The 26417-nt window shown below is 29.0% G+C and carries 34 protein-coding genes; 30 read left to right on the forward strand and 4 right to left on the reverse strand.

What is annotated here, in order from left to right:
* The first annotated feature begins 56 nt into the window (after window positions 1-56).
* The 21 genes from mqnP to purF all read left to right on the forward strand — a co-directional run bounded on the left by mqnP (window position 57) and on the right by purF (window position 16048).
* Window positions 57-932, forward strand: a complete 876-nt coding sequence (gene mqnP / locus FPD38_RS05205) for a menaquinone biosynthesis prenyltransferase MqnP (protein ID WP_133374306.1) — start codon at window positions 57-59, stop codon at window positions 930-932.
* Complete coding sequence (locus FPD38_RS05210) at window positions 923-1423, forward strand: hypothetical protein (protein ID WP_147555682.1); 501 nt, start codon at window positions 923-925, stop codon at window positions 1421-1423. Before mqnP ends, FPD38_RS05210 begins: the two co-directional genes overlap by 10 nt.
* The gene (locus FPD38_RS05215; protein WP_147555683.1) at window positions 1420-1944 is read left to right on the forward strand and encodes a DUF6115 domain-containing protein; all 525 of its coding nucleotides are present in this window, start codon (window positions 1420-1422) and stop codon (window positions 1942-1944) included. The genes FPD38_RS05210 and FPD38_RS05215 overlap by 4 nt, the downstream gene beginning before the upstream one ends.
* A 9-nt stretch (window positions 1945-1953) precedes the next feature.
* Window positions 1954-2919: a GTP 3',8-cyclase MoaA gene (gene moaA, locus FPD38_RS05220; protein WP_147555684.1), complete on the forward strand. Its 966-nt coding sequence runs from the start codon at window positions 1954-1956 to the stop codon at window positions 2917-2919.
* Window positions 2919-3668, forward strand: coding sequence for a 7-carboxy-7-deazaguanine synthase QueE (locus FPD38_RS05225; RefSeq protein WP_147555685.1), 750 nt, complete (start codon window positions 2919-2921; stop codon window positions 3666-3668). The genes moaA and FPD38_RS05225 overlap by 1 nt, the downstream gene beginning before the upstream one ends.
* Window positions 3665-4249: a 6-pyruvoyl trahydropterin synthase family protein gene (locus FPD38_RS05230; RefSeq protein ID WP_147555686.1), complete on the forward strand. Its 585-nt coding sequence runs from the start codon at window positions 3665-3667 to the stop codon at window positions 4247-4249. Before FPD38_RS05225 ends, FPD38_RS05230 begins: the two co-directional genes overlap by 4 nt.
* Window positions 4249-4449 (forward strand): cytochrome C, encoded by a 201-nt coding sequence (locus FPD38_RS05235; protein ID WP_147555687.1) that lies wholly within the window; start codon window positions 4249-4251, stop codon window positions 4447-4449. Before FPD38_RS05230 ends, FPD38_RS05235 begins: the two co-directional genes overlap by 1 nt.
* Entirely contained in the window at window positions 4449-4859 is a 411-nt protein-coding gene (locus FPD38_RS05240; RefSeq protein WP_147555688.1) for a hypothetical protein, read from the forward strand. The genes FPD38_RS05235 and FPD38_RS05240 overlap by 1 nt, the downstream gene beginning before the upstream one ends.
* On the forward strand, window positions 4860-5522 hold the full coding sequence (locus FPD38_RS05245) for a 16S rRNA (uracil(1498)-N(3))-methyltransferase (protein ID WP_147555689.1): 663 nt from the start codon (window positions 4860-4862) through the stop codon (window positions 5520-5522).
* A gap of 77 nt (window positions 5523-5599) precedes the next feature.
* Entirely contained in the window at window positions 5600-5800 is a 201-nt protein-coding gene (gene rpmE, locus FPD38_RS05250) for a 50S ribosomal protein L31 (protein ID WP_039666086.1), read from the forward strand.
* The gene (rsmI, locus tag FPD38_RS05255; RefSeq protein WP_147555690.1) at window positions 5800-6618 is read left to right on the forward strand and encodes a 16S rRNA (cytidine(1402)-2'-O)-methyltransferase; all 819 of its coding nucleotides are present in this window, start codon (window positions 5800-5802) and stop codon (window positions 6616-6618) included. Before rpmE ends, rsmI begins: the two co-directional genes overlap by 1 nt.
* Before the next feature lie 19 nt (window positions 6619-6637).
* On the forward strand, window positions 6638-7318 hold the full coding sequence (gene rlmB, locus FPD38_RS05260) for a 23S rRNA (guanosine(2251)-2'-O)-methyltransferase RlmB (RefSeq protein ID WP_147555691.1): 681 nt from the start codon (window positions 6638-6640) through the stop codon (window positions 7316-7318).
* Entirely contained in the window at window positions 7311-8192 is an 882-nt protein-coding gene (locus FPD38_RS05265) for a hypothetical protein (RefSeq protein WP_147555692.1), read from the forward strand. The genes rlmB and FPD38_RS05265 overlap by 8 nt, the downstream gene beginning before the upstream one ends.
* A complete protein-coding gene (locus FPD38_RS05270; protein WP_147555693.1) occupies window positions 8186-8992 on the forward strand; it encodes a hypothetical protein in 807 nt (268 codons plus the stop codon). Before FPD38_RS05265 ends, FPD38_RS05270 begins: the two co-directional genes overlap by 7 nt.
* Before the next feature lie 10 nt (window positions 8993-9002).
* The gene (locus FPD38_RS05275; RefSeq protein WP_147555694.1) at window positions 9003-10205 is read left to right on the forward strand and encodes an LL-diaminopimelate aminotransferase; all 1203 of its coding nucleotides are present in this window, start codon (window positions 9003-9005) and stop codon (window positions 10203-10205) included.
* A gap of 1 nt (window position 10206) precedes the next feature.
* A complete protein-coding gene (locus tag FPD38_RS05280) occupies window positions 10207-11457 on the forward strand; it encodes a homoserine dehydrogenase (RefSeq protein WP_147555695.1) in 1251 nt (416 codons plus the stop codon).
* On the forward strand, window positions 11457-11795 hold the full coding sequence (locus FPD38_RS05285; RefSeq protein WP_147555696.1) for a YraN family protein: 339 nt from the start codon (window positions 11457-11459) through the stop codon (window positions 11793-11795). Before FPD38_RS05280 ends, FPD38_RS05285 begins: the two co-directional genes overlap by 1 nt.
* Before the next feature lie 50 nt (window positions 11796-11845).
* Window positions 11846-12160, forward strand: coding sequence for a thioredoxin (trxA, locus tag FPD38_RS05290; RefSeq protein WP_147555697.1), 315 nt, complete (start codon window positions 11846-11848; stop codon window positions 12158-12160).
* Between the two features lie 119 nt (window positions 12161-12279).
* Entirely contained in the window at window positions 12280-13218 is a 939-nt protein-coding gene (gene trxB, locus FPD38_RS05295) for a thioredoxin-disulfide reductase (RefSeq protein WP_147555698.1), read from the forward strand.
* Window positions 13219-13978: 760 nt separating this feature from the next.
* Complete coding sequence (dapB, locus tag FPD38_RS05300) at window positions 13979-14707, forward strand: 4-hydroxy-tetrahydrodipicolinate reductase (RefSeq protein ID WP_147555699.1); 729 nt, start codon at window positions 13979-13981, stop codon at window positions 14705-14707.
* On the forward strand, window positions 14708-16048 hold the full coding sequence (gene purF, locus FPD38_RS05305) for an amidophosphoribosyltransferase (RefSeq protein WP_147555700.1): 1341 nt from the start codon (window positions 14708-14710) through the stop codon (window positions 16046-16048).
* 2 nt (window positions 16049-16050) lie between these two features.
* On the opposite strand, the gene FPD38_RS05310 is transcribed toward purF, so the two are convergent.
* Genes FPD38_RS05310 through ilvE form a run of 4 tightly spaced genes read right to left on the reverse strand, consistent with a single transcriptional unit; the run spans window position 16051 to window position 19127 of the window.
* The gene (locus FPD38_RS05310) at window positions 16051-16578 is read right to left on the reverse strand and encodes a DUF2393 family protein (RefSeq protein WP_147555701.1); all 528 of its coding nucleotides are present in this window, start codon (window positions 16576-16578) and stop codon (window positions 16051-16053) included.
* Complete coding sequence (locus tag FPD38_RS05315; RefSeq protein WP_147555702.1) at window positions 16578-17114, reverse strand: DUF2393 family protein; 537 nt, start codon at window positions 17112-17114, stop codon at window positions 16578-16580. Before FPD38_RS05315 ends, FPD38_RS05310 begins: the two co-directional genes overlap by 1 nt.
* Window positions 17115-17129: 15 nt before the next feature.
* On the reverse strand, window positions 17130-18203 hold the full coding sequence (locus tag FPD38_RS05320) for a prohibitin family protein (protein WP_147555703.1): 1074 nt from the start codon (window positions 18201-18203) through the stop codon (window positions 17130-17132).
* A gap of 9 nt (window positions 18204-18212) precedes the next feature.
* Complete coding sequence (gene ilvE / locus FPD38_RS05325; protein WP_147555704.1) at window positions 18213-19127, reverse strand: branched-chain-amino-acid transaminase; 915 nt, start codon at window positions 19125-19127, stop codon at window positions 18213-18215.
* Between the two features lie 180 nt (window positions 19128-19307).
* On the opposite strand from ilvE, the gene FPD38_RS05330 reads away from it, so the two are divergent.
* The 9 genes from FPD38_RS05330 to FPD38_RS05370 all read left to right on the forward strand — a co-directional run bounded on the left by FPD38_RS05330 (window position 19308) and on the right by FPD38_RS05370 (window position 26398).
* The gene (locus tag FPD38_RS05330; protein ID WP_147555705.1) at window positions 19308-19514 is read left to right on the forward strand and encodes a tautomerase family protein; all 207 of its coding nucleotides are present in this window, start codon (window positions 19308-19310) and stop codon (window positions 19512-19514) included.
* Entirely contained in the window at window positions 19511-19969 is a 459-nt protein-coding gene (gene bcp, locus FPD38_RS05335) for a thioredoxin-dependent thiol peroxidase (protein ID WP_147555706.1), read from the forward strand. The genes FPD38_RS05330 and bcp overlap by 4 nt, the downstream gene beginning before the upstream one ends.
* The gene (locus tag FPD38_RS05340) at window positions 19969-21042 is read left to right on the forward strand and encodes an epoxyqueuosine reductase QueH (RefSeq protein WP_147555707.1); all 1074 of its coding nucleotides are present in this window, start codon (window positions 19969-19971) and stop codon (window positions 21040-21042) included. Before bcp ends, FPD38_RS05340 begins: the two co-directional genes overlap by 1 nt.
* A 69-nt stretch (window positions 21043-21111) precedes the next feature.
* Window positions 21112-21552, forward strand: coding sequence for a 3-hydroxyacyl-ACP dehydratase FabZ (gene fabZ / locus FPD38_RS05345; RefSeq protein WP_147555708.1), 441 nt, complete (start codon window positions 21112-21114; stop codon window positions 21550-21552).
* The gene (lpxA, locus tag FPD38_RS05350; protein WP_147555709.1) at window positions 21552-22343 is read left to right on the forward strand and encodes an acyl-ACP--UDP-N-acetylglucosamine O-acyltransferase; all 792 of its coding nucleotides are present in this window, start codon (window positions 21552-21554) and stop codon (window positions 22341-22343) included. Before fabZ ends, lpxA begins: the two co-directional genes overlap by 1 nt.
* Complete coding sequence (gene clpX, locus FPD38_RS05355) at window positions 22336-23565, forward strand: ATP-dependent Clp protease ATP-binding subunit ClpX (protein WP_147555710.1); 1230 nt, start codon at window positions 22336-22338, stop codon at window positions 23563-23565. The genes lpxA and clpX overlap by 8 nt, the downstream gene beginning before the upstream one ends.
* A gap of 2 nt (window positions 23566-23567) precedes the next feature.
* Window positions 23568-24605 (forward strand): rod shape-determining protein, encoded by a 1038-nt coding sequence (locus FPD38_RS05360; protein ID WP_147555711.1) that lies wholly within the window; start codon window positions 23568-23570, stop codon window positions 24603-24605.
* Window positions 24595-25341: a rod shape-determining protein MreC gene (gene mreC / locus FPD38_RS05365; protein ID WP_147555712.1), complete on the forward strand. Its 747-nt coding sequence runs from the start codon at window positions 24595-24597 to the stop codon at window positions 25339-25341. Before FPD38_RS05360 ends, mreC begins: the two co-directional genes overlap by 11 nt.
* An 88-nt stretch (window positions 25342-25429) precedes the next feature.
* Entirely contained in the window at window positions 25430-26398 is a 969-nt protein-coding gene (locus FPD38_RS05370; RefSeq protein WP_147555713.1) for a catalase, read from the forward strand.
* The last annotated feature ends 19 nt before the right edge of the window (window positions 26399-26417 follow it).

Genomic DNA, 26417 nt, shown 5'->3' on the forward strand with positions numbered 1-26417 from the left:
TAAATTTAAAATTATTTTAGTAAAATCATAACAAAAATATATTTAAAGAGTGAAAAATGAATTTATTTAAAGACAAATTAAAAGATATTTTAGAATTAATTGTTTTTAAACATTCTATTTTTGCTTTACCATTTTTATTTGTTTCTATGATAGTTGCTTCAGTAATTTTAAATAACAGCACTTGGTTTGGATTTAAGGCTTTATTTTTAGGTGTTATTTGCGCTATTAGTGCTAGAAATTTTGCAATGGCTGTAAATCGTTTGATGGATGAAGATATCGATAGAGACAATCCTCGTTGTGCAGATCGCCCAAGTGTTGATGGTCGTATAGGGAAAAGTAATATTTTGATTTTTATTATTTGCAATGCAATTATTTTTGTCTTATCTGCTTATTTTATAAATAAACTAGCTTTTGCTTTATCTTTGCCGGTATTGTTCATACTTGCAATTTATTCAGCGTTTAAAAGGTTTTCTTCTTTAGCGCATTTAGTGCTTGGTTTTTGTTTAGGCCTTGCTCCTATTGCAGGAAGTATAGTTGTACTTGGAAAAATTGAAATATATAGTGTGATTTTGTGTTTAGGTGTTACATTTTGGACTGCTGGTTTTGATTTGCTTTATGCTTTGCAAGATATGGAGTATGATAAAAAAGTTGGACTATATTCTATACCTGCTAAATTTGGTCTTGAAGCGACTTTGTTTATTTCGGCTTTTTGTCATGTTTTAGCTGTGCTTTTTTGGCTTTTGTTTGTTTGGGTAGCTCCAACTGGCAATATAGCATTTTTAGGAGTGATAATTAGTGCTTTGATTTTATTTTTTGAGCACAAAATTGTTAGGAAAAATTTTGCAAAAATTGATAAAGCATTTTTTACTCTTAATGGCTATTTGAGTATAGTATTTTTTATTTTTATTTGGGTTGACCTTGTATGGAAATAATTTTTTTTAAAAGTTCTTTAAATATTGAATTTGAAGAAGTTTCAATGCGATATGATGAATTTTTACAAGAATATTTAACAAGCAATAATTTTGTAAATTTAAACAAATGGAAAAAGCTTGCATCAAGGATTGAGTTAAGCGAAGGCGAGCAGTTGATTTTTGACTTATTGCTAGATTTAAAACAAGAATTTTTTTTATTGAAAAATGCCATAAATCAAACAAAATTATATGTAAATTTAAATAATCAAGAAGAGCTAGAAGGGGTAAATTTTTCCCATTTGAAATTTAAAAATGAGTGTTTAAAAAATAATCAGGAGTATTATGGAAGAATAGAGCTTAATGGTCAAAAAATATGTTTTTTCTTTAAAACTTTAAACCAAAATGAAGCAAAAATAACCCAAATGAAAAATGAAGATGAAAATATTTATAATAATTTTGTTGCAGATATGCAAAGAGCAATGATAAAAATTTTAAAGGAGAAAAGCGAGTGAATACAGATATCTTATTATGGTTGGTTATTGCAATTTTGATATTTGCTTTATTTGTTTATATGATAATACGCGAAAAAGAAAATGCAGCTAAATTTAATGAATTGGGAAGAATTATAGAAGATTTAAATAGGCAATATCATTATTTAAAAAAAGATAGTCAAGAAGATATTTTAGATGTAGAAAAAGAAGAACTAGACATAGAATCAATCAAAGAAGAACTTAAAGAAGAACTTGTACAAATTTTAGAAAATAAAATTCAACAAAATATATTTCCAATACTTAGTGCTTTAAAAGAGGTAGAAGAGGTTATAGAAGAATTTCAAAGTGAGCAAAAAAATAGACTTTTAAATTTAGAACAAAAAACCCAAAGCATTACTAAATTAAGTCCAAGTTATGATAATGAAGAACAAAAGGTCATAAAAATGTTTGAGCAAAAAAAATCTATAGAACAAATTGCAAAAGATTTGCGTATAGGCACAGGTAGAGTGGAGCTCATATTGAAATTTAACAAGCTTATATAGGATTTTTTTATGTTGATTGATAGCTATGGTAGAGTGATTGATTATTTAAGAATTTCTGTAACTCAAAGATGCAATTTTCGTTGCTTATATTGTATGCCTAAGACTCCATTTGAATGGAATGCAAAAGAAAATTTACTTTCTTTTGAAGAGCTTTTTATGTTTGTTAAAGTTTGCATTGATGAAGGTGTTAATAAAATTAGAATTACTGGTGGTGAGCCATTGGTTAGAAAAGATTTGTATAAATTTATAGCTATGATTAGCCAATATAAACAAGATATCGATCTAGCACTTACTACCAATGCTTCTTTGCTAAAACAACAAGCAAAAGACTTAAAACAAGCTGGCCTAAAAAGAATTAATATATCATTAGATACTTTAAAAGAAGAAGTTGCTTTTAAACTAGCACAAAAAAATATACTAAAAGATGTTTTAAATGGTATAGACGAAGCTTTAAATTTGGATTTTAAGGTTAAATTTAACACCGTAGCTTTAAAAGATATCAATGATAAAGAATTTATTGATCTTTTAGAATTTGCAAAAGATCGCAAGTGCCAAATTCGTTTTATAGAATTTATGGAAAATCATCATGCTTATGGGGATTTAAAAGGGCTAAAATCAGAAGAAATTTTAAACATCATAGCACAAAAATATACATTTAAATCATGTGAGAAAATTCCTAATGCACCTGCTTCATTATATGAGCTTAGTGATGGTTATCGATTTGGAGTAATTGATCCACATAGTCATGATTTTTGCGATACTTGTAATCGTATTAGACTTTCAGCTGAAGGTCTTTTGATACCTTGTTTGTATTATGATGAGGCTTTGAGTATAAAAAAAGCTATTAGAAATAATGATATAAAAGCAGCTTGTGAGGTATTAAGAACGGTTATAAAAAACAAATCAGAAAAAAACAGATGGAGTAATGAAGACAATAAAAGTTCAACTAGGGCATTTTACCAAACAGGTGGATAATGGAAATTGTTGAGACTTTTTTAAGCATCCAAGGTGAAGGAAAATATAGCGGAAATTTAGCCATTTTTGTTAGATTTGCAGGGTGTAATTTTAATTGTGTTGGTTTTGGTGTTAGTAAATGCAAAGGTGATAAAATTTTTGTAGGTTGTGATACTATTAAAGCAGTGTTTGTTAAAGAATTTGCATCTACTTATGAAAAATATAATGCTAAAAATTTATTTGAAAAAATTAATTTTTTAAAAAAAGATTTTAATCCTATTGTGGTAATTACTGGTGGAGAACCTTTAATCCATTATAAAAATGAAGAATTTGTTAAATTTATTTGTTTGCTTTTAGAAAATAATTTTTGCGTACATTTTGAAACCAATGCTAGCATAGAGCTTGATTTTACAAAATATAGCATGTATAAAGATTGTCATTTTGCTCTAGGTGTAAAATTAAGCAATAGTGGTATGATAAAAGAAAAAAGGATCAATCAAAAAGCATTACAAAATTTCAAACAATATGCTAAAGATAGTTTTTACAAATTTGTTTTAGATGAAAATATTATATTAGAAAACAAAGCTTTGATGGAGATAAAAGAAATTTTACAATTATGTGAAAATGAAGTTTTTTGTATGCCAATGGGAAATACGCAAGAAGAAATTTCTAAAAATGCCTTAAGTGTTGCTGAATTTTGTTTAAAAAATGGATATAATTACTCCGATAGATTGCATATTAGACTTTGGGGAGACAAAGAAGGCGTATGATAATTAGAAAATTATTTGAATTTGAAAATGCTCATATAGTTAGATTTTGTAGTTCCAAACGATGTAAAACAAGCATACATGGCCATTCTTATAAGGTTGAAATTTTATTAGAAAGCAAGTATTTAGATAATGCAGGAATGGTTTATGATTTTGGTTTATTAAAAGATGAAATTAAGCAAATTATCGATAGTTTTGATCATGCTATTACTTTGTATAAAGATGATGATGAGCAATATTTAAATGATATGAAAAAACACTCAAGACGCTGGGTAATGTTACCTGTAAATGTGAGTGCTGAAAATTTTGTAAGAGTTTTTTTTGTGCTTATTGATACTTTACTTAAAAAAACTAAAATGATAAATGGTGAACAAGGTGTAAATTTGCAAAGTATTATAGTCCATGAAACTAGAACAGGCTATGCACAAGGATTTAAAGAAGATGCTTATAGCGAATTTTTGCCTAAGATAAATTTGCAAGATATTGAATTTTCAAAAGCCATCCAAGAAGAATGGAAAAACAAAGATTTTTATAATCAACTTAAAGATGAAAATTTTATCTTTATCAATCAAAAGGAGGTTTGATGAAAAAAATTTTGTTATGTTTTGTACTTTTATTCTTTTATGCATGTTCTAGTGAAGATAAAAAAAACAATGCTAAAGAAATTCAAACAGAAAATGTGCAAATTGAACAAAGTGATTCTAATGTACAAATTAACGATGAGACTCTTCCTTTGCCTGTTGATGATGAGGTTAAAGATGAAAATACAACTCAAGGACAATAATGGATCAAAATTATGAATTTTTTTTAGCCATCCATATTTATAGTTTATATACCAATGGATTTTTGATGCTATTTTATTTGTATTTAACACAAAGTTCTTTTTCACAAGAATTTATTTTTATTAGAAGAATTCGTTTGTTCTTGCCAATTTATTATTTATTTTTAGCTATAACCTTATTTACAGGTGGCTTATTGTGGGCTTTAAAACATTTTGAAATTAATTTATATATTGTATCGATGTGGCTTGCGTGGGATTTAATTTTTGCCTTAGCAATTTATCAATTTGTTTTATTTAAAAAAGCAAGGTTATATAAGCGTTATGCAAAATTTAGATTTTTGAGTTTTTTTATATTGTGTTTGGATATTTTTTTACTTTTTACTCCTTATTTGCTTCAAAGGTTTTATCTATAAATGCAATTTTTATATCATACTCAAAGCGGTGATGAAAATTTAAAATTAGAAAACCAAGCTTTGTTGCATTTAAGAGCAAGACGCTTGAAAATAAATGATGAGTTGATTTTTAAAAATTTAAAAGATAATTTTGCTTATATTTATGAATGCATACAAATAGAAAAGAAATTTTTTCTTTTTAAATTAAAAGCTAAAAATGAAGAAAAACCGCAAAAAATCTCAAACATCCATCTTGCTTTAGCAGTGATTGACCCAAAGATTATAGAAAAAAATTTACCTTTTTTAAATGAATTAGGAGTTGAAAAACTTTCTTTAGTTTATATGCAATATTCTCAAAAAAATTTTAAACTAGATACACAAAGAATGGAAAAAATCCTTATAGAATCATCTCAGCAGTGCGGTAGAAATTCTTTGTTAAAGATTGAAATTTTTAAAAATTTTGAAGAATTTAAGACAAAATATCAAAACATAGTTTTGATTGATTTTGAAGGGAAAAAATTGAGTGACTTTAATCCTTTAGATTATGTTTTTTTGGTTGGCCCTGAAGGTGGGTTTTCCTTAGAAGAAAGATTAACATGCAAGGTAAAAGCTAAAATGGATCATCCTTTTATTTTAAAAGCACAGACTGCCATTATAGCTTTAGCTTCAAAATTTGCAATTTAAAATATTGCTTAAATTTAGTTTTTTTTTATATAAAAATTTATATAATTACGCCTTAATGTTTAAAAAAAGGATAGAAAATGAAAAAAGAAATTCATCCAGAATATGTAGAATGTAAAGTTAGCTGTGCTTGTGGAAATTCTTTTACTACTAAATCTAATAAGTCAGAAATTAAAGTTGATATTTGTTCAAATTGCCATCCATTTTTCACAGGTAGTGAAAAAATTGTCGATGCTGCGGGTCGTGTAGAGAAATTTAAGAAAAAATACGCAATGCAGTAATGCTTTATTTTGTTCCTACTCCTATAGGAAATTTAAACGATATTTCATTTCATTCTTTAGAAATTTTACAAAAATGCAAACTCTTTTTATGCGAAGATACGAGAGTTTGCAAATCTTTAATCACTTTGTTAAATAAAAAATATAATCTTAATATCCAGCCCCAAAATTATTTATCTTTTCATACTCATAATCAAAAGCAGTTTTTAAGCTCTATTGATGAAAATTTTTTTAATCAAGACATAGCTTATATGAGCGATGCGGGTATGCCAGGTATTAGTGACCCAGGACAAATTTTAATCGACTATGCTATTAAAAATGATATAATTTATGAAGTTTTATCGGGCTCTAATGCAGCTTTGCTTGCTGTGGTTTCAAGTGCTCTTTGTTATAAAGAGTTTATTTTCATGGGATTTTTATCAAACAATGGTTCTCAAAGAAAAAAAGACATAGAAAATTTAATGTTAAATCCTTATCCAAGCGTAGTTTATGAGGCACCTAGTAGAATTTTAGAGCTTATAGAAAAAATTAGCAAGATTGATCCTTTAAGGGAAATTTTTGTCATAAAAGAAGCAAGTAAAAAATTTGAAACTAAATTTAGAGCTAATGCATTAGAAGTTTTTAAAAAGCTCCAAGAATTAGATTTAAGAGGAGAGTGGTGTGTGGTGGTTGATTGCGTTAAAGATAAATTCTATCAAAACACACTTTGTGAAGATGATATTTTAGAGCTTGACTTGCCTTTAAAAACCAAAGCTAAGTTGCTTTCAAAAATTAATGCAAAATCTACAAAAGAAAATTATCAAAAACTGCTTTTAAGTTGAATTTAGTTATTATTAAATTATGATAGTTTATGGTAAACAAGTGTTTTTTTATGTTTTAGAAAAACATAGAGAAAAAATTAATGAAATTTATTTAGCAAAAGAGTGTGAAAAGTCTGAATTTTCAAGGATTGTTAAAAGTTCTAAGAAAATTAAGAAACTTGATTTTAAAGCAGCTCAAAGTTTGGCAAGAGGTGGTAATCATCAAGGTTTTTTAATGGATATTTGTGATTTTGAATTTTGTGACTTTAACGAGCTAAAAGATAAAAATTTCGTTATTATTTTATATAATATAAGTGATGTTGGAAATATTGGAGCTATCATAAGAAGCGCCTATGCTTTAGGAGTTGATGGGGTAATTTTAGCAGCTAAAAGTGTAGCCATGGATGGAGTTATTAGAACTAGTAGTGGCGCAGCTTTAGATATGAAAATAGCTTTAAATGATGATATTTTAACCATGCTTAATGAATTTAAACAAAAGCAATTTTGCATTTATGCTAGTGCAAGTGGGGGTAAAAATATACACCAAATAACTCCACAAAAAAAGAAAATTTTAATCATGGGTAGTGAAGGTTTTGGCATACCTAATAAAATTTTAAAAAAATGCGATGAATGTGTAGGGATAAAGATGCACAATAATTTTGATAGTTTGAATGTCAGCGCAGCATTTGCGATACTTTGCGATAGGATGATAAATGGATAATTGGAAAAAATTAGAAGATTTAAATTTATTTGAAGTTCAAAAACGAACACAGATAGAAATTGCTTGTCTTGAGTTGATTATAAAAAAAGATTTTAAATCTTTATCGCGTTTTAATATTAATGGTTTTATAAAAATTTTACAAAGAGAATATGAGCTTGATTTTACAAGTTTTTTAGAAGAGTATGATGCTTATCTTGCTGAAAATGGTGTGGAGAAAAAAAATAGTGCTCATGTGTGCCCAAGAATGAGTTCTTACACTAAAGAAAAATCATATTTTTGGTTTTTTATTGCTATTATTGTGGTTGCTTTGATTATTCTTAGTGCTTTGGCTATTTCAAAATTACTCCAAGATGTAGCAGATGAGAATACAACCAATGTTTTAAATCAAGAACAAATTATCATTGAAGGAAATGATACTAATGCTACTATTTTGTTTAATGAAAAAGGCTTTATAGAAGAAAATTCTACAGATGATAATGAAAGTATAAAAGAAATTTTAGATGTTAATGTAAGTGTTCAAGATGAAAATGCAAGCGTAAATGAGAATTTAATTATCGAAGAAAATGTGCCAAAAAAAGCTAAGATGGTGGTTAATGAAAGCACCATTAAACCAAATGCTGAATTATGGCTTGGAATGGTAGATTTAAAAACATTTCAGAAAAGCTCTAAAACTATTAAAAATGAATATGTAATTTCTTTAGAAAAAGATATGCTAATTACCACAGGTCATGCAGCTTTTAGTCTCAATGATGAGTATAATAACATTTTAGAATTTAAAAGCGGTGTAAGTAAATTTTTAATGATAAAAGATGGCAAAATCAAACAAATAAACAAAACTGAATTTATCAAAGAAAATAGAGGAAAACTATGGTAAAAATTTTTTTTTGTATAGTTTTTTTTAGTATTAATGTGTTTGCTTTAAGCGCCTTAGATGTTGCTAGACATATAGTTAATGATAATACAAAAAATTCAAAATTGCAGTTATTATTTGGAAAAAATGATTATAGAGATAAGTATGGAAATATAGATATTTACACTATTTCTCAAATTTTAAAAACCAATTCTTTGGCAAATTTTATTTTCAATGAGCCAAAAAATTTAATATTTTCCTTTAAAGCTCAAGCTGATGCGGTAATTTTTTTTAAAATTATTAATGATACCTTAAATGAATTAGGCTATGTATATTTTATACCCATAGAATTTACATTAAGAGAAAATTACATTACTTATAAACTAGCAGTTGATTCTCAATATATGTTGGATCCTGGAATTTTTTATAAGGCTTTATTGGCAAATTCTGTATTTATTAAAGATATTTCTAAAATTTCAGAGTTAAATTATGAATATGAGCTTGATTTTTCCAAGGCAAAAGCAAAGATTAATACTCAAGTACCACTTAATACCTTCGTGCAATTAAAAAAACCTTTGGTAGAATATATCGTAGATTTACAAGATGCTAAAGCAATGGAGTTAAGTGCGCATAATCTTGATTCTTGGTTTTGCAAAATACGCTTTTTGGATAAAAATTTAAATTTTATCCAAGGTGTAGAAAATACTCAAAAACAAAACGATATCACTATCAATGTTCCGCTTGGTGCAAAATATGCCATCATAGGAGATATGTTTAGTTTGGATAATATAAAAAGAGGGTTAAAAATTTACCTACGAAGATAAGGGGTGAGTAATGTTTGAAGAAATTCATTTTAATACCATAGAAAGACTGCCAAATTATGTTTTTGCAGAAGTAAATGCGATAAAAATGGCTGCTAGAAGAGCAGGGGAAGATATTATTGATTTTTCTATGGGAAATCCTGATGGTAAAACCCCACAACACATTATAGATAAACTTTGTGAAAGTGCTAATAAAGATAAAACTTCAGGCTATTCTGCTTCTATTGGTATATATAAATTAAGACTTGCAATTTGTAATTGGTATAAAAGAAAATACAATATTGATTTAGATCCAGAAAGCGAAGTAGTCGCTACTATGGGTTCAAAAGAAGGCTTTGTAAATTTAGCTCGTGCAGTGATTAATCCTGGTGATGTGGCTATAGTGCCAACTCCTGCATATCCTATACATACACAAGCTTTTATTATAGCAGGTGGAAATGTAGCCACCATGGATTTTGAATTTAATGAAAATTATGAATTAAATGAAAATGTTTTTTTTCAAAATTTACAAAAGACTTTGCATGAGAGCTTACCAAGGCCAAAATATGTAGTAGTAAATTTTCCTCACAATCCTACAACAGTAACTGTGGAAAAAAGTTTTTATGAAAGATTGGTTGCTTTGGCAAAAAAAGAAAGATTTTATATTATTTCTGATATTGCCTATGCAGATTTGACTTTTGGATCTTATAAAACTCCTTCCATTTTTGAAGTTGAAGGAGCAAAAGATGTAGCAGTAGAAACTTATACTTTATCTAAATCTTACAATATGGCAGGATGGCGTGTAGGTTTTGTAGTGGGCAATAAACGCTTAATTAGTGCTCTTAAAAAAATTAAATCATGGTTTGATTATGGTATGTATACGCCTATACAAGTGGCTGCTACTATAGCTTTAGATGGAGATCAAGCTTGTGTTGAAGAAATTAAGAATGTTTATGCTAAAAGATTGGATGTTTTAATTGAAGCTTTTGGACAAGCGGGATGGAATTTAAAAAGACCAAATGCTAGTATGTTTGTTTGGGCTAAGCTCCCTCAAAAAAAGGCTCATCTTGGTAGTATGGAATTTTCAAAACAAATTTTGCAAAAAGCTAATGTAGCACTAAGTCCTGGAGTGGGTTTTGGTGAAGCTGGAGATGAGTATGTAAGAATAGCTTTAATCGAAAATGAAAATCGCATACGCCAAGCTGCAAGAAATATTAAAAAATATTTAAAAGAATAAAATGAAAGTTGCAATTTTAGGTTATGGAACGGTTGCAAGTGCAGTTGTAAAGACTTTAATTGATAATCAAGAATTGATCAAAGCAAGATGTGATGAAGAAATTATCCCTGTAATAGCTTTAGCAAGAACCCCAAAAGAAAATGCTTTAATCCCTGTAGTAAATGATATAGAGTTTGTTTTAAATCATGATGATATAGATGTGTTTGTAGAATTAATGGGAGGGATAGAATTTCCTTTTGAAATTATTTCTAAAATTTTGCAAAGAAAAAAAGCAGTTGTTACAGCTAATAAAGCTTTGCTTGCTTACCATAGATATGAGCTTGAAAAATTGGCTAAAAATTCAGCTTTTGGCTATGAAGCAAGTGTGGCGGGTGGAATTCCTATTATAAAGATTTTAAAAGAAGGTTTGAGTGCAAATAATATACTTTGCATTAAAGGAATTTTAAACGGAACTAACAATTATATTTTAAGTAAAATGGCAGAAGATGGAGTAAATTTTAAAGATGTTCTGCAAAAAGCTCAAGATTTAGGTTATGCTGAAGCTGATCCTACTTTTGATATAGAAGGTTTTGATGCAGCGCATAAATTACTTATATTGGCAAATATTGCATATGGTATAAGAGCAAAACCTGAAGAAATTTTGATTGAAGGTATTAGCAAAATAAAACAAGAAGATATTTGTTTTGCTAAAGATTTTGATTATGTTATTAAGCATTTAGGTATTGCTAGAAGTAAAAATGAAAAAGTTGAGCTAAGGGTTCATCCTGTGATGATTAGTAAAGATAAAATGCTTGCTAAGGTTGATGGCGTGATGAACGCTATTAGTGTTGATGGAGATATTTTAGGTGAGAGCTTGTATTATGGAGCTGGAGCTGGTGGTAAAGCAACCGCGAGTGCTGTTGTAGCTGATTTAATTGACATAGCAAGGAAAGAAAAAAACACGGCTATGTTTGGGTATTTAAATGATACTTCTTATGGTTTATTAGCTAAAGATGAAATTTATACAAAATATTATTTAAGATTAAAAGTATTAGATAAAATCGGAGTTTTATCCATCATTACCAATTTAATGAGTCAATTTCAAATTTCTATTGATACTTTTTTACAAAAACCTAAAAAAGAAAACGATTATAGTGTTTTATTTTTTATCACTCATGAAACTTATGAAAAAAATATCCAAATTTTAATTGAAGAATTAAAAAAACAAAATTTTATACAAAATGAAATTTTTATGATGAGAATAGAAGATTAATGGGCTTAAAAGCTTATCTTTTTGGTATAAGAGGTGAAGATAAAGCTTGTGAATATTTAAAACAAATGGGCTTTGAAATCTTAGAGCGAAATTTTCATTCTAAATTTGGAGAAATTGACATTATAGCTTTAAAAAATAATATTTTGCATTTTATAGAGGTAAAAGCAACTTGGAGTGACTATGAAGTAAGCTATAGATTGGATAATAAAAAATATACTAAAATACTTAAAACCATAGAGTATTACTTTATGAAACATAGTTGCGATAAAAATTATCAATTAGATTTACTTTGTGTCTATAAAGATGATATAAAGCTTATTGAGAATATAAGCTATTAAGATAGTATTTATTCTATTTTAATAAAATTTAAAAAAATCAAGGAGAAAAAATGGGAAAATATATTGAATTAACATCAGAAAATTTTGCTCAAGCAAAAGAAGGGGTAGCTTTAGTGGATTTTTGGGCACCATGGTGTGGGCCTTGTAGAATGCTTGCTCCAGTTATTGATGAATTAGCACAAGATTTTGATGGCAAGGCTAAAATTTGTAAAGTAAATACAGATGAACAAGGTGATTTGGCAGCTGAATTTGGAGTAAGATCTATCCCAACTATCATTTTCTTTAAAAATGGTGAAGTAGTAGATCAATTAGTCGGTGCTCAATCAAAACAAGCTTTAGCTGATAAATTAAATTCACTTTTATAATCTTACAAGTCGCTTTTTGCGACTTTTTCTTCTATTTTTTACTATTTAATAATTTTTATTATTTATAATTAAAGAAAAATTTGTATAATGGACTTAAAATATTTTTTAAGGATTAAAATATGTTAGATTTAGCAATTATTGGCGGTGGTCCAGCAGGTTTGAGTGCGGGATTGTATGCTACAAGAGGTGGTTTAAAAAATGTTGTGATGTTTGAAAAAGGTATGCCAGGTGGTCAAATTACTTCAAGTTCTGAAATAGAAAATTATCCTGGTGTTGCTCAAGTAATGGACGGAATTTCTTTTATGGCTCCTTGGAGTGAACAATGTATGCGTTTTGGCTTAAAGCACGAAATGGTAGGGGTAGAACAAATTTGTAAAAATGAAGATGGTAGTTTTACCATTAAGCTCGAGGGCGGTAAAAATGAAACAACTAAGGCTGTGATAGTTTGCACAGGTTCAACTCCGCGTCGCGCAGGATTTAAAGGAGAAGATGAATTTTTTGGTAAAGGTGTTAGCACTTGTGCAACTTGCGATGGCTTTTTTTATAAAAATAAAGAAGTTGCGGTTTTAGGTGGTGGGGATACTGCTTTAGAAGAGGCTTTATATCTTGCAAATATTTGTTCAAAAGTTTATTTAATCCATAGAAGAGACGAATTTAGAGCAGCTCCATTAACCGTAGAAAAAGTAAAAAAACATGAAAAAATAGAACTCATTACTAATGCAGTAGTAGATGAGGTTTGTGGTGATAAAATGGGGGTTAATAAAGTAAAAGTTGCTTTTAATGATGGCCAAAAAAGAGAACTTGATGTGCCTGGAATTTTTACTTTTGTAGGATTAAATGTAAGAAATGAAATTTTAAAACAAGACGATGGCAAATTTTTATGCAGCATGGAAGAAGGCGGACAAGTAAGTGTTGATCTTAAAATGCAAACAAACATTGCAGGATTATTTGCTGCAGGTGATTTAAGAAAAGATGCACCAAAGCAAGTTATATGTGCTGCTGGAGATGGCGCTATAGCAGCTCTTAGCGCTTTGGCTTATATTGAAAATTTACACTAGAAAACTAGTGTAAATTTAATTAACTTTCAATCCTAACTATTTATTTTGTTTATTGTCACTATGTCTAATCTGGGTGTTTTATTATAAGGAAAAGTATTATCTTTTAGTTTTTCTCTAGGAAGTTGGATCTCAAAACACATTTTTCTAATTTTAACTAAATACACTTTCTGTTATTTTATAAGCTATAGAATCTGTTAAAAACCTTTTAATTTCTCCTAAGAGAATTAAATTTATTTTTATTTGTGATGTTATTTTAGCCTTTATTGAGATTTTTTGCTTATTAGGATTTTTTTGCAAGTGTAAAAAATTTCCAAGTAAATTTATTTTTTTAATTTATCCATATATGTATATTTTGTTCTTGGATTTGATAGATTTGGTTGGTATTATTTTATTATTTGTAAGTCGTAAAAACTTCTGTTGATTTATTTTCTTTATTATTCTCGCCATATTCTACTCAATTCATTTTCTATAATTTCTTATTTTGCTATTAAATTGTGTTACATTATAAACCATTGATCTTTTTTGAATTTCTAAAATACTTATTTTCAAACTTGCTTATTTGTATAAATATCATATGCAGTAAGATATTTTCTTTGATGGTTGAACATAATTTCAAGATTTATATGTTTTTTTCATAAAAAATCCTTTGTGAAACTGTATTTTAAGTTTAAAATTTTTGGAAACTTTCATGATTAAGATGTAATATTGTATTAATTACTTAGTGTTACAATTTCTTACCATTAATATAAAGGATAAATTTATGATTTGTATAGGAATTCATGGAAGTAATGGTCGTATGGGTAAGCAAATTGAGCTTTGTTTGCAAGAGCAAGAAGATGCTAAGGCAAGTGCATTTTTCGATCAAGGTTCAGCTTATGAAGAATTTTTTAATCAATGTGATGTGGTTGTAGATTTTTCAACTCCTAAAGGTTGTGAAAATTTACTTTTATATGCAAGAAGCAATCCTAAGCCTTTAGTTATAGGCACTACAGGACTTGACGCAAAGCAAAATGAGCTTTTAAAAAGTGCAAGTATTACCATGCCTATTTTATATGCTACAAATATGTCCTTAGGGGTTGCTGTTTTAAAAAAATTATCTTTTTTGGCTAGTGAAATTTTGCGTGATTTTGATATAGAAATTTTAGAAATGCATCATAATAAGAAAAAAGATGCGCCAAGTGGAACCGCTATGACTTTGGCTGAATATGTAGCAAAAGCTAGAAATTTAGACTTAGAGAGTGTTAGAATTAGTGGAAGAGACGGATTAATAGGTGCTAGAAGTAAAGATGAAATAGCAGTGATGAGCTTAAGAGGAGGAGATATAGTAGGTTCTCATAGAGTTGGATTTTACAATGAGGGTGAATTTGTAGAATTAAGCCATAATGCAACCTCAAGAGTTACTTTTGCAATGGGGGCTATTAGATGCGCCAAATGGCTTGCAAAACAAGAAAATGGCTTATATGATATTGATGATTGTTTAGGGCTTTAAATGTGTGCTGTTGTAGGAGTGATAAATTCAAAAAATGCTAGCACGATAGCTTATTATGCTTTATTTGCTATGCAACATCGTGGGCAAGAAGCAAGTGGTATTAGTGTAAGTAATGGTGAAAATATCAAAACTCATAAAGCAAAAGGCAAGGTGGATGAGGTTTTTAACACTCAAATTTTATCACAATTACAAGGAAATTTAGCCATAGGACATAATCGTTATTCTACAGCAGGTAGTTTGTCTTTGCATGATGCACAACCAGTAAGTGCTACTTGCTCATTTGGTGATATTGCTTTAGTTCATAATGGAAACTTAATCAACAAAGAAGAAATAAGAAAAGAACTCATTGAAAATGGAGCTATTTTCCATTCTAATATGGACACAGAAAATGTAATACATTTAATAGCACGCAGTAAGCAAAAAAAATTAAAAGATAAATTTATCGAGGCTTTAAAACTATCCAAAGGGGCTTATTCTTTTATACTTGCAAGTAAAAATCAGCTTTTTGCAGCAAGAGATCCTTATGGGGTAAGACCTTTATCTTTAGCAAGATTAAAAGATGGTGGTTTTGTTATAGCAAGTGAAACTTGTGCGTTTGATTTGATAGAGGCTGAATTTATCCGCGATGTTAAAGCAGGGGAAATGCTTATTTTTACAGAAGGAAAAGATGAATTTGAAAGCATACAAGTGTTTGAAGAGACTAATCCTAGAATTTGTGCTTTCGAGTATATTTATCTTTCAAGGCCTGATAGTGTTATAGAGGGCAAAAGTGTTTATGAAGTGCGAAAAAAAATGGGTGAAAATTTAGCTAAAAAATTTAAAGAAAAGGTTGATTTTGTAGTGCCTGTACCAGATAGCGGTGTGAGTGCTGCAATAGGATTTGCAAGTTATCTTAATCTTCCTCTTGAAATGGCTATAGTAAGAAATCATTATGTAGGAAGAACTTTTATAGAGCCAAGTCAAGAATTAAGAAATTTTAAAGTCAAATTAAAACTTAATCCTATGAAAGAAATTTTAAAAGGTAAAGATATAGTAGTTATAGATGATAGTATAGTAAGAGGAACAACTTCTAAAAAAATTATTTCTCTTTTAAGACAGGCAGGTGTACGAAAAATCCATTTAGCCATAGCATGTGCACAGATTAAATTTCCTGATGTTTACGGCATAGATACGCCTACATTCAAAGAGTTGATTTTGGCAGATAAAAGCATAGAAGAAGTAAGAGAATTTATAGATGCAGATAGTTTGATTTTTCTTGATACTTGTGAATTGATTGCAAGTATGGGCAAAGAAAGGGAATACTCTTTGGTTAGTTTTAATGGAGATTATTTTATAAAATAGTTTTAACGACACTTTAGTTGTTTAAAGACTTTGTAGTCTTGAAATTGTGGAGGTAGTGCTACTTCAAAAGAAAATTCTTTATAGGTATGGCCTGCAAGATTTGTAGCAACTTTTATATGATATGAAGCATCTTTTAGCTTTTGGTTGGATTTTTTGATGCTATCAAAATTATTTTGATTAAAAATTTCTCCGCTAACTTTTTGTTTTTTATCATCGATGATTCTAAGTTCTAAAAAACATTCTGAAATTTTAAAATTTGTATCGTTAGTTACTCTTCCTTTTATGATAAGACTTTCATTGGCTAATCTTCTATAAGTTGAAAAATTGCTTAAACTAGCTTTTTTTGTGTATTGATCTATAGTTAATAATAATGAAATAGTAAAAACCACGGCCAAAATAAAACTAATCATACATAAAATTATCATATTTTTTTTATTTTGAATTTTTATATAAAGCAACACCCAAATCAACGCAGTTGAGATAATCATCACAAAAATAATTAAAATATGAAAAATATTAAAGTATCCCATTAAAAGCACTTTGAACTAATTTTTATGTCAATTTTTTGATTTTCTTTGAAATCGGAAAATTTCGTTCTAAGATGTATAGTTTGTTTAGGTTTTATTGTTTTATCAAGCATGATTGTTTTTTTGCGTAAAGGTTTAAGTTCATTTGCTATTTTTTGTAAAAAATTTGCCATTTCTTGCTTTTTAACTATATTTATATCGATCTTGCAATTTTTAAAATTATTGTTCGAAGTGTTTGTTATGCTATATTGGATACTTAAAGAGTTATCATATGTAAAGTGTTTAAAATTGTCAATGCTTATAGTTCTTGAACGAATTTGGTTATCAATAACATAATAACCCAAGTAAGCCATGCTTGCTGAACATAAAATTCCTAAAATGATAATTGTAAAAGCAAAGCCATTTTTATTGCGTATAATTAAAGCCATTAGTAAAGTAGCAACAAAGAAAAACACAACTACTACAATTAGTAAAAAATCTACTAATTGCAGATGAGATGTTAAAAAGATCATTTGTTCTTTAATTTGTTGTGTATTCATTGTTGTTCTTTAAATTTAATTATTCATAGACGTTGTTTTTTTTACATCTTTACTATCAACCCATATGTTTGGAACTGCTCCACCAGGTGTTAAGAAAATTTTAGCATCATTATTTACTTTTAAGGCTTCATTAAATTGTTTTTGAGTTTCAATTTGTTTTAAGGTTAATAAAGGATTGTTTAAGCTTTTTGCAATTTCTCTATTAGAATAAGCTTGTGCATCAGCTTCTATTTTAACAGCATTAGCACGACCTTTTGCACTAATTATAGTTGCATTTGCTTCCCCTTCAGCTAAAGCAGCTTTTTTCAAGGCTTCTTGATTTGCACGCTCAACTTCGTATTTGGTTCTTTCTGCTTCTTGTTTGGCAATTTGAACTCTTTCAATTTGTTCTTTCACTTTTGATGGTAATATAATTTCTCTAAGCTGAACTGCTTGAAGCTCTGCAGGTTCATTTGGTTGGTTTTCTATAGTTTTTCTAATACCTTGATCGATTTGCACTGCTATAGTATTGCGATTAGTTGGAAGTTCTTCTGCAGTGTATTGTCCTACTACATTTCTAACTATATCTCTTACTACAGGATCTATGATTTTATTTTCCCAGTTTAAACCCCAAGTAGCTATAGTTTGAGGAACTTTTAAAGGATTTAGTTTATACTGAACTGTCACATCAATAGATACAGGTAAACCTCTTGAATCAAGTACTGAAATACTATTTTTATTGATCACTCCAGAGCCTATTTGTAAATTTTCATTTATACCTTCAATCGAAGCATAGTTAATTTGTCTAACTCTAGTATCTATAACGGTTATTTTTTGAAGCACTGGTATGAAAAAATGAAGACCAGGTTCTAATGGAGTAGGGCTATACTTACCTGTTGTTGATTTTATGCCCATTTCACCTGAATTTACAATAGCAAATGGTTTAAAAAGTGCAAAAACTAAAATAATTGCAATCGCGCTATAAATTAAAGGTGAAAATTTCCCAAATCCTTTAAAATTAAAATCAGGTGCTTTAAAATTTAGATTTTGTCTATTGTTATTGTTTTGATTGTTTTTCTTATTAAAATAATCATTTAAATCAGCTGGCATTGATTTCCTTTAAATATAAGTTAACATTGAAGCGTATTTTTCATTGCGACCATACACTACATCAAAATACGCATTTTGAAGCTTTTGTGTAAGCTCACCTCTTTTTCCATTGCCTATAATCCTTGCATCTATATTATTAATCGGAGTGATTTCTGCTGCAGTGCCTGTGAAAAAGGCTTCATCGGCCACATAGACTTCATCTCTTGAAATTCTTTGACGCACTATACTCAAACCCAAATCATGAGCAAGTTTTAAAACCATATCTTGGGTGATACTTTTTAAAGAAAAATCATTTGGTGGTGTAATAAGCTTATTATCTTTAATCATAAAAAAACATTCACCTGTTCCTTCTGCTATAAAACCTTCCTCATCAAGCATCAAAGCCTCTTCATACCCTGCTTCAATTGCTTCAAATTTGGCCATTTGCGAATTAAGATAATTTGCGCTAGCTTTTGCTTTTGCAAGACTTGATTTTACACTATTTCTCATAAAAGATGAAATTTTAACTTTTATACCTTTTTCTAAAGCTTCTTCGCCCAAATACGCCCCCCATTCCCATGCTGCAATAGCTACTCTAACAGGTGCTTTGGCGTGATATACTCCCATAGTTTTATCACCTAAAAAAATTAATGGACGAATATAGGTGTTATTTTGAAAATTATTTGCTCTTAGAAGTTCAATTTGTGCATTTTCAAGCTCTTCTTGAGAAAAAGGGGGATTGATGAGAGTGATTTTGGCCGATTCTAAAAGTCTTTTAGTGTGCTCTTTAAGTCTAAAAATGGCTAAACCATTTTGAGTTTTATAAGCTCTAGTGCCTTCAAAAACAGCATTTCCATAGTGCAAAGAATGTGTTAAGACATGAATTTTTGCATCATTAAAATCAATGATTTTTCCATCCATCCAAATTTTATCTGCTAAGATCATTTTTTTCCTTGCAATTTATTATTTTTATTTAAAAAAAATTTAATTCTATCAAAAGTAAATTAATAATGCACTTTAGCTTTTTAACTATTGACAAATGTTTGTGTTTTTAAAAAATAAATTTAGAAAATAATTATTATTAAATTTGATTTGAAATAATTATAAAAATTTAAAGGAGAAAAAATGCCTATAGTAAATATAAAATTAGCAAAACCAGCCTTAGATAAAGAGCAAAAAGCTCAGCTTATAGCTGATATAACAGAACTTTTAAGTACTAAGTATAATAAAAACAAAGAACGAGTTGTAGTTATGATAGAGGATATAGAAAATTATGATATAGGATTTGGCGGACAAAGTGTTGAAGCTATCAAAGCAAAGGCAAATAAATGAGTGGTTTAAAAATAGGTGATAAAGCTCCAGATTTTGAGCTTTTAAATCAAGATGGAGTAAAAATTGCTCTTAAAGATTTTATTGGTAAAAAAGTAATTTTATATTTTTATCCTAAAGATAACACTCCAGGTTGTACGACAGAGGCTTGTGATTTTAGTGCAAATTATGAACATTTTAGTGATAAAAATGCTGTGATCATTGGTGTAAGTCCTGATAGTGCTGTTAGTCATGAAAAATTTATTACCAAGTTTGATTTAAAGCATATTTTATTAAGTGATAGTGAAAAAGAAGTAGCGAAAATGTATGGTGCTTGGGGGCTTAAAAAAAATTATGGTAAAGAATACGAAGGTATTATACGATCGACTTTTGTTATTAATGAAGCTGGAAAAATAATGCAAATTTATAGCAATGTTCGTGTAAAAGATCATGTTTTACAAGTGCTTGAAAGTATTTAATGCTAGTTCATATTTGTTGCAGTGTAGATAGTCATTATTTTATAGAAGAATTAAAAAAAATATATCCTGGTGAAAAAATCATAGGCTATTTTTATGATCCAAATATTCACCCTTTAAGCGAGTATGAGCTTAGATTTTTAGATGTAAAAAGATCTTGTGATAAATTAAATATCAAACTTTATAAAGGCAAATACGAGTATGAAAAATGGCTAAATGCTGTGCGTGGTTATGAAGATGAGCCTGAAAAAGGTGCAAGATGTGAGATTTGTTTTGATGTAAGAATGGGATCAAGTGTTGAGTTTGCTGCAAAAATTGGAGAAAAAAAGCTTACGACTACGCTTTTAACTTCTCCTAAAAAGGATTTAGAACAATTAAAAAATGCCTTAGAAAAAGAATGCAAACCTTACGGGATAGAATTTTTAGCTCCTGATTTTCGCAAAAATGGTGGCACACAAAGACAATTTGCACTAGCAAAAAAAGAAATGCTTTATCATCAAAATTATTGTGGGTGTATTTATGGACTTAAAAAGCAAAAACAAGATAAAAGTTTTATTGATGAGTTGATGTCTCCTGTTAATAAGCAAATTTTACCTGCTAGCATAGAAGCAAAAATACAATTTTATAAAAAAGTAAAATTGCTTGAAAAAAAAGGCATAAAATTTGAAATTCAAAGAGAAAAATTTTTAAATTATCGTTTGTTAAGTACCTTGATAAAGCAAGGTAAAAAGCCTATAAAAGCTTATATTTTGTTTTATTCTCATTTTAAGAATGCTTATACTAAATTTAACATTAATGAAGAAAATTTACAAAAATACAAAAGTCTTAAAGATGAGATAAATTTATGGAGTTTTGAGTATTTTAATAAAATTTGTAAAAATAAATTTAAAAATTTTCAAGATTTACTTTCTAATCCTTTAAAAGTCGAACAAGAAATTAAAATTCGACAAAATTTTTTTGGAGCTTATGATCTTTCTCCTATTGTCATTGTCGAAAATTTAATCAATACTTCTTATGAATTTATAGCAAAAAGTGAAATTTATTTTGATAGTAAAGAAAAGATTGTAAAGTTGTAATTATTTAGTGAAATATTAATATTTTTTTTGTAAAATCTAAATTTTGAATTAAGTTTTAAGGTTAAATTTATGATTGATGTCATGCAAATTCAAAAAATTTTACCACATAGATATCCTTTTTTGTTGGTAGATAAGATTGTTGAGTTAAAAATAAAAGAAGTGGTAAAAGGATATAAAAATATCAGTATTAGTGATCATGTTTTTTTAGGACATTTTCCTGATCATCCTATATATCCTGGTGTTTTGATTTTAGAAGGTATGGCACAAACTGGTGGAGTTTTAGCTTTTGAAAGTATGGAAGATAAGGTTGATCCTAGTTCAAAGGTAGTTTATTTTACAGGAATCGATAAGGCTAAATTTAGAAATCCTGTTAAGCCTGGTGATAGACTTGATTATGAAATGAGAGTGGTTAAAAATCGTGGCAATATGTGGATTTTTGAAGGAAAAGCTTTTGTGGAAAATCAACTTGTTGCAGAGGCTGAACTTAAAGCTATGATAGTAGATAAATAATGAGTCATATTCATCCAAGTGCTGTAGTTGAAGATGGAGCTATTATCCAAGATGGTGTTGTTGTAGAAGCTTATGCTTATATAGGAGCAAATGCAGTTATAGGCTCTAATAGTATTATTAAACAAGGTGCTAGAATTTTACCAAATGTAATAATCGGTGAAAATTCGAAGGTATTTTCTTATGCTATAGTCGGGGATATTCCTCAAGATATTTCATATAAAGATGAGATAAATTCGGGTGTCATTATAGGTAAGAATGCTGTAATTAGAGAATTTGTTACTATAAATTCAGGTACAGCTAAAGGTGATGGATACACTAGAATAGGCGATAATGCTTTTATAATGGCTTATTCTCATATAGCACATGATTGTCTGCTTGGAAACAATATCATTTTAGCAAACAATGCTACTTTGGCAGGTCATGTTGAGCTTGGAGATTATACAGTTGTTGGAGGGCTTACTCCTATACATCAGTTTGTAAAAGTTGGTGAAGGATGTATGATAGCAGGGGCAAGTGCACTTTCTCAAGATGTAGTCCCTTTTTGCTTAGCTGAAGGCAATCGCGCTAGTATTAGAAGTTTAAATTTAGTAGGTATTAGAAGACGCTTTGATAAAGATGAAGTAGATACTTTAAATAGGGCTTTTAAGTTTTTATTTAGACAAGGTTCTTTAAAAGAGAATGCTTTGAAATTATTAGAACAAACCCAAAGTGATAATGTTAAAAAAATGTGTAATTTTATCTTAGAAACAAAAAGAGGAATTCCTATCTATAAGGAAAAAAATCATGGTTAAAAGATGTAGTTTTTGCAATGAAATTGAAACAAGTGATAGAAGAATTTTGGTTAATGATTACAACAACGCTTTTATATGCGAATATTGTGCAGAGAGTGCTTGTAATATTTTCTTTGGAGAAGAAAAAGATTTAAAAAATCAAGAAGTTAATAATGAAAATTTTAAAGACATTACTCCAAAAGAATTAAAAGCTTATTTAGATAAATATGTCATCGGTCAAGATAGGGCTAAAAAAATTTTTAGCGTAGGGGTTTATAATCATTATAAAAGATTATTTAAATCTAATTTAGAAGAAGATGACACAGAATTGGCAAAATCAAATATTTTATTGGTTGGTCCCACAGGAAGCGGCAAGACTTTGCTAGCTCAAACTTTGGCAAGATTTTTAGATGTGCCTATAGCAATATGCGATGCTACTTCTTTAACTGAAGCTGGTTATGTAGGTGAAGATGTGGAAAATATCTTAACTCGTCTTTTGCAAGCTGCTGATGGAGATGTCCAAAGAGCACAAAAGGGTATCATTTTTATCGATGAGATAGATAAAATTGCTAGAATGGGTGAAAATAGATCTATCACTCGAGATGTAAGCGGAGAAGGTGTTCAACAAGCTTTGCTTAAAATAATAGAAGGATCTTTGGTCAATATACCTCCAAAGGGCGGTAGAAAACATCCTAATCAAGACTTTATACAAATAGACACTACTAATATTTTATTTGTTTGTGGTGGTGCTTTTGATGGGATAAGTGATATTATTAAAAGAAAACTAGGTGATAATGTCATGGGTTTTTTTAGTGATGAAAAAAAAGATGAAAAAGAAACCTTGCTTCAAAGATTAGAGCCTGATGATTTAGTACATTTTGGATTAATCCCAGAGCTTATAGGAAGATTACATGTTTTAGCTTCTTTAGAAGAACTTGATGAAGAAAGTATGGTTCGTATTTTAACAGAGCCAAAAAATGCTATTGTTAAACAGTATCAAAAACTTTTTGCAATTGATGATGTTGAGTTAAAATTTGAAGATGATGCTTTAAGGGAAATTGCAAAGTTATCACTTGAAAGAAAAACAGGTGCAAGAGGATTGCGAAGTATTATTGAAGAATTGATGGTTGATTTAATGTTTGAATTACCAGAATATAGTGGTTACAGTATAGTGATAACCAAAGAAGTGATCAAAGAAGGTGCAAAACCTTTATTTATAAAAAATAAAAAAATTAAAGGCTGAAAATGATTTTAGATCAAATAATTGGATTTTTTTCAAGTGATATGGGTATAGATTTGGGTACAGCGAATACTTTAGTTTTAGTTAAAGATAAGGGTATAGTAATTGATGAGCCTTCTGTGGTTGCGGTTGAGCGTGAAAGATATGGAAGAGTAAAAATTTTAGCAGTAGGTAAAGAAGCTAAAGAAATGGTTGGTAAAACTCCGGGTAATATAGAAGCGATTCGTCCTATGAAAGATGGGGTTATAGCTGATTTTGATATGACTGAAAAAATGATTCGTTATTTTATAGAAAAGACCCACAGAAGAAAGTCTTTTTTAAGACCTAGGATTATTATTTCTGTCCCTTATGGCTTAACTCAAGTGGAAAGAAAAGCAGTAAGAGAAAGTGCTTTAAGTGCTGGTGCTAGAGAAGTGTTTTTGATAGAAGAACCAATGGCTGCTGCAATAGGTGCAAATTTGCCAGTTAGAGAACCACAGGGAAGCTTAGTTGTTGATATTGGTGGTGGTACAACTGAAATTGGTGTAACTTCTTTAGGCGGTCTTGTAATTTCTAAATCAATCCGCACCGCAGGAGATAAATTTGATACTAGTATAGTAAATTATGTAAAAGAAAAATATAATCTTGTTATAGGTGAGAGAACAGGTGAGGAGATAAAAATAGCTATAGGTTCTGCAGTGCAGCTTCCAAAAGAGCTTTCTATGGTGGTAAAAGGACGCGATCAAGTGACAGGTTTATTAAATAGAATTGAACTTACTAGTGAAGATGTAAGAGAAGCTATGCGCGAGCATTTAAAAGAAATTGCAGATGCTTTAAAAATAGTTCTTGAAATGATGCCACCAGATCTTGCAGCAGATATTGTTGAAAATGGCGTTGTTTTAACAGGAGGAGGGGCATTAATACGCGGTCTTGATAAATATCTTTCAGAAGTAGTTAAACTTCCAGTTTATGTGGCAGATGAGCCTTTATTGGCTGTTGCAAAAGGCACAGGTAAAGCTTTAGAAGAAATTTCTTTATTGCATCAGCTAACCAATGAAGAGTAAAATTCTTAGCGTTCTTATTTTATCTTTTTTAGTTTTTATTTCGTTTTATTATGGAGATGTAATAAAACGAAATGTCTTAAATTTAAACACAGTAGCAGTTGATAAATTTTCTCAAAGTATTGCTTTTGTTAAACATAAATTTGATGAACATTTTAATCAAGCTCAAGAAATTAAAAATTTAAGGGAAAGAAATTTAGAGCTTGAAAAAAACAACATTTATATGAAAAATTTTGCCAATGAGCTAAATAATATTTTAAGCGATAAAAATTCTAGTTTTTATTATCCTAATGTTAGTTTGGTAAAAGCTGTATCTTATGTGCAAATTAGTGATTATAATAAAGTGTGGCTTGATATTTTAGATTATAAAGGAAAAATCAAGGGGTTGATTTATAATGGCTATACTGCAGGTATTGTTATAGAAAAAAATGGAAAAGCACTAGCTCTTTTACAAGGAGATGAAGAATGCACTTTTTCGGTATATATAGGAAAAGATCAAGCTCCAGGCATAGCACATGGAAGAAATGATTATGTATTGGTAAAATTTATACCAAAATGGCTTGAGATTAAAATCAATGATAAAGTCTATACTAGTGGATTGGATGAAATTTTCTTTTCAGGTGTTCCAGTTGGAGAAGTGTTTAAGGTAGAAGAAGAAGGTGCTTATCAAAACGCTTATGTGAAGCCTTATGCACAAATTAAAGTTCCTAGTTATTTTTATATGGTAGAAAATTTTTAATAAAAAATTATTTATATTTATTAATATAAATTATCATTTACTATTAAATATTAAGATATTCTCCTAAATTTAGTTTTTAGGAGAATATATGAAAAAATATATCACTAGTTGTTTAGCTTTTTGCTGTTTAAGCGGGGCTATGTATGCAGATGAGATAAAATATGATGCACAAAAAATAGCAGATATTTTTTATCAATTAAATGCTGACCCCAATAACCCCAAAGCAAAAGTTAATCATGCTAAGGGTTTTTGTGCTATGGGAAGTTTTGAGCCAGCTCAATCAATTAATAAAGAAATCGATATTCCTTTGCTAACACAAAAAAATTTACCAATACAAGTAAGATATTCTTTGGGTGGAGCTTTTAAAGATGATAAAAGTAAAACTAGAGGAATGGCCATAAGAATTGAAGATCCAAAATCATCATCAACTTGGACTATGGTAATGCTTAACACTGAAATCAATTTTGCAAAAAATCCTACTGAATTTGGACAATTTTTTGAAATGAGATTGCCTATAAATGGAAAAGTTGATCAAGAAAAAATCAAAAAAATGACACAAGAAGTTGATTCTTATAAAAATTTTGCTGCATATACAGATAAAATTGGTATTAGTAAAAGTGTAGCAAATACACCATTTTTCAGTATCCACACTTTTTATTTTAAACAAGCAAATGGTGATAATTTCATACCAGCAAGATGGAAACTTGTTCCAGTTGATGGGGTTAAATATTTAGATGAAAATGAAATGAAAACTGCTAGTAAAGATTTTTTAAAAGAAGACTTTGAAAATCGCATAAAAACCCAACCAATAGAATACAAAATGTATCTTATTTATGCAAATAAAGATGACATCACTAATGATACCACAGCTTTATGGAAAGGTAAGCATAAAGAAAGTTTTGTTGGAAGTTTTAAAGTTAATGCTTTAAGTCAAGAAGATTGTAATTTTGATGTATATTTTCCTTCAGATATTCCACAAGGAGTTAATCCTCCAAAAGATCCTTTATTTGATGTGAGAAATGAAGCTTATGCTATCACTTTTGGAAAACGCCAATAAATATTTTTAGCTCTTTAAG

Origin of the sequence: Campylobacter volucris, assembly GCF_008011665.1 — a bacterium.
Lineage (GTDB): Bacteria > Campylobacterota > Campylobacteria > Campylobacterales > Campylobacteraceae > Campylobacter_D > Campylobacter_D volucris_A.

Excerpts from the sequence above, each read along its gene's own strand:
- mqnP (WP_133374306.1), top strand. The coding sequence starts at position 57 with ATGAATTTATTTAAAGACAAATTAAAAGATATTTTAGAATTAATTGTT.
- FPD38_RS05210 (WP_147555682.1), top strand. The coding sequence starts at position 923 with ATGGAAATAATTTTTTTTAAAAGTTCTTTAAATATTGAATTTGAAGAA.
- moaA (WP_147555684.1), top strand. The coding sequence starts at position 1,954 with ATGTTGATTGATAGCTATGGTAGAGTGATTGATTATTTAAGAATTTCT.
- FPD38_RS05225 (WP_147555685.1), top strand. The coding sequence starts at position 2,919 with ATGGAAATTGTTGAGACTTTTTTAAGCATCCAAGGTGAAGGAAAATAT.
- FPD38_RS05230 (WP_147555686.1), top strand. The coding sequence starts at position 3,665 with ATGATAATTAGAAAATTATTTGAATTTGAAAATGCTCATATAGTTAGA.
- FPD38_RS05235 (WP_147555687.1), top strand. The coding sequence starts at position 4,249 with ATGAAAAAAATTTTGTTATGTTTTGTACTTTTATTCTTTTATGCATGT.
- FPD38_RS05240 (WP_147555688.1), top strand. The coding sequence starts at position 4,449 with ATGGATCAAAATTATGAATTTTTTTTAGCCATCCATATTTATAGTTTA.
- FPD38_RS05245 (WP_147555689.1), top strand. The coding sequence starts at position 4,860 with ATGCAATTTTTATATCATACTCAAAGCGGTGATGAAAATTTAAAATTA.
- rpmE (WP_039666086.1), top strand. The coding sequence starts at position 5,600 with ATGAAAAAAGAAATTCATCCAGAATATGTAGAATGTAAAGTTAGCTGT.
- rsmI (WP_147555690.1), top strand. The coding sequence starts at position 5,800 with ATGCTTTATTTTGTTCCTACTCCTATAGGAAATTTAAACGATATTTCA.
- rlmB (WP_147555691.1), top strand. The coding sequence starts at position 6,638 with ATGATAGTTTATGGTAAACAAGTGTTTTTTTATGTTTTAGAAAAACAT.
- FPD38_RS05265 (WP_147555692.1), top strand. The coding sequence starts at position 7,311 with ATGGATAATTGGAAAAAATTAGAAGATTTAAATTTATTTGAAGTTCAA.
- FPD38_RS05270 (WP_147555693.1), top strand. The coding sequence starts at position 8,186 with ATGGTAAAAATTTTTTTTTGTATAGTTTTTTTTAGTATTAATGTGTTT.
- FPD38_RS05275 (WP_147555694.1), top strand. The coding sequence starts at position 9,003 with ATGTTTGAAGAAATTCATTTTAATACCATAGAAAGACTGCCAAATTAT.
- FPD38_RS05280 (WP_147555695.1), top strand. The coding sequence starts at position 10,207 with ATGAAAGTTGCAATTTTAGGTTATGGAACGGTTGCAAGTGCAGTTGTA.
- FPD38_RS05285 (WP_147555696.1), top strand. The coding sequence starts at position 11,457 with ATGGGCTTAAAAGCTTATCTTTTTGGTATAAGAGGTGAAGATAAAGCT.
- trxA (WP_147555697.1), top strand. The coding sequence starts at position 11,846 with ATGGGAAAATATATTGAATTAACATCAGAAAATTTTGCTCAAGCAAAA.
- trxB (WP_147555698.1), top strand. The coding sequence starts at position 12,280 with ATGTTAGATTTAGCAATTATTGGCGGTGGTCCAGCAGGTTTGAGTGCG.
- dapB (WP_147555699.1), top strand. The coding sequence starts at position 13,979 with ATGATTTGTATAGGAATTCATGGAAGTAATGGTCGTATGGGTAAGCAA.
- purF (WP_147555700.1), top strand. The coding sequence starts at position 14,708 with ATGTGTGCTGTTGTAGGAGTGATAAATTCAAAAAATGCTAGCACGATA.
- FPD38_RS05310 (WP_147555701.1), bottom strand. The coding sequence starts at position 16,578 with ATGGGATACTTTAATATTTTTCATATTTTAATTATTTTTGTGATGATT.
- FPD38_RS05315 (WP_147555702.1), bottom strand. The coding sequence starts at position 17,114 with ATGAATACACAACAAATTAAAGAACAAATGATCTTTTTAACATCTCAT.
- FPD38_RS05320 (WP_147555703.1), bottom strand. The coding sequence starts at position 18,203 with ATGCCAGCTGATTTAAATGATTATTTTAATAAGAAAAACAATCAAAAC.
- ilvE (WP_147555704.1), bottom strand. The coding sequence starts at position 19,127 with ATGATCTTAGCAGATAAAATTTGGATGGATGGAAAAATCATTGATTTT.
- FPD38_RS05330 (WP_147555705.1), top strand. The coding sequence starts at position 19,308 with ATGCCTATAGTAAATATAAAATTAGCAAAACCAGCCTTAGATAAAGAG.
- bcp (WP_147555706.1), top strand. The coding sequence starts at position 19,511 with ATGAGTGGTTTAAAAATAGGTGATAAAGCTCCAGATTTTGAGCTTTTA.
- FPD38_RS05340 (WP_147555707.1), top strand. The coding sequence starts at position 19,969 with ATGCTAGTTCATATTTGTTGCAGTGTAGATAGTCATTATTTTATAGAA.
- fabZ (WP_147555708.1), top strand. The coding sequence starts at position 21,112 with ATGATTGATGTCATGCAAATTCAAAAAATTTTACCACATAGATATCCT.
- lpxA (WP_147555709.1), top strand. The coding sequence starts at position 21,552 with ATGAGTCATATTCATCCAAGTGCTGTAGTTGAAGATGGAGCTATTATC.
- clpX (WP_147555710.1), top strand. The coding sequence starts at position 22,336 with ATGGTTAAAAGATGTAGTTTTTGCAATGAAATTGAAACAAGTGATAGA.
- FPD38_RS05360 (WP_147555711.1), top strand. The coding sequence starts at position 23,568 with ATGATTTTAGATCAAATAATTGGATTTTTTTCAAGTGATATGGGTATA.
- mreC (WP_147555712.1), top strand. The coding sequence starts at position 24,595 with ATGAAGAGTAAAATTCTTAGCGTTCTTATTTTATCTTTTTTAGTTTTT.
- FPD38_RS05370 (WP_147555713.1), top strand. The coding sequence starts at position 25,430 with ATGAAAAAATATATCACTAGTTGTTTAGCTTTTTGCTGTTTAAGCGGG.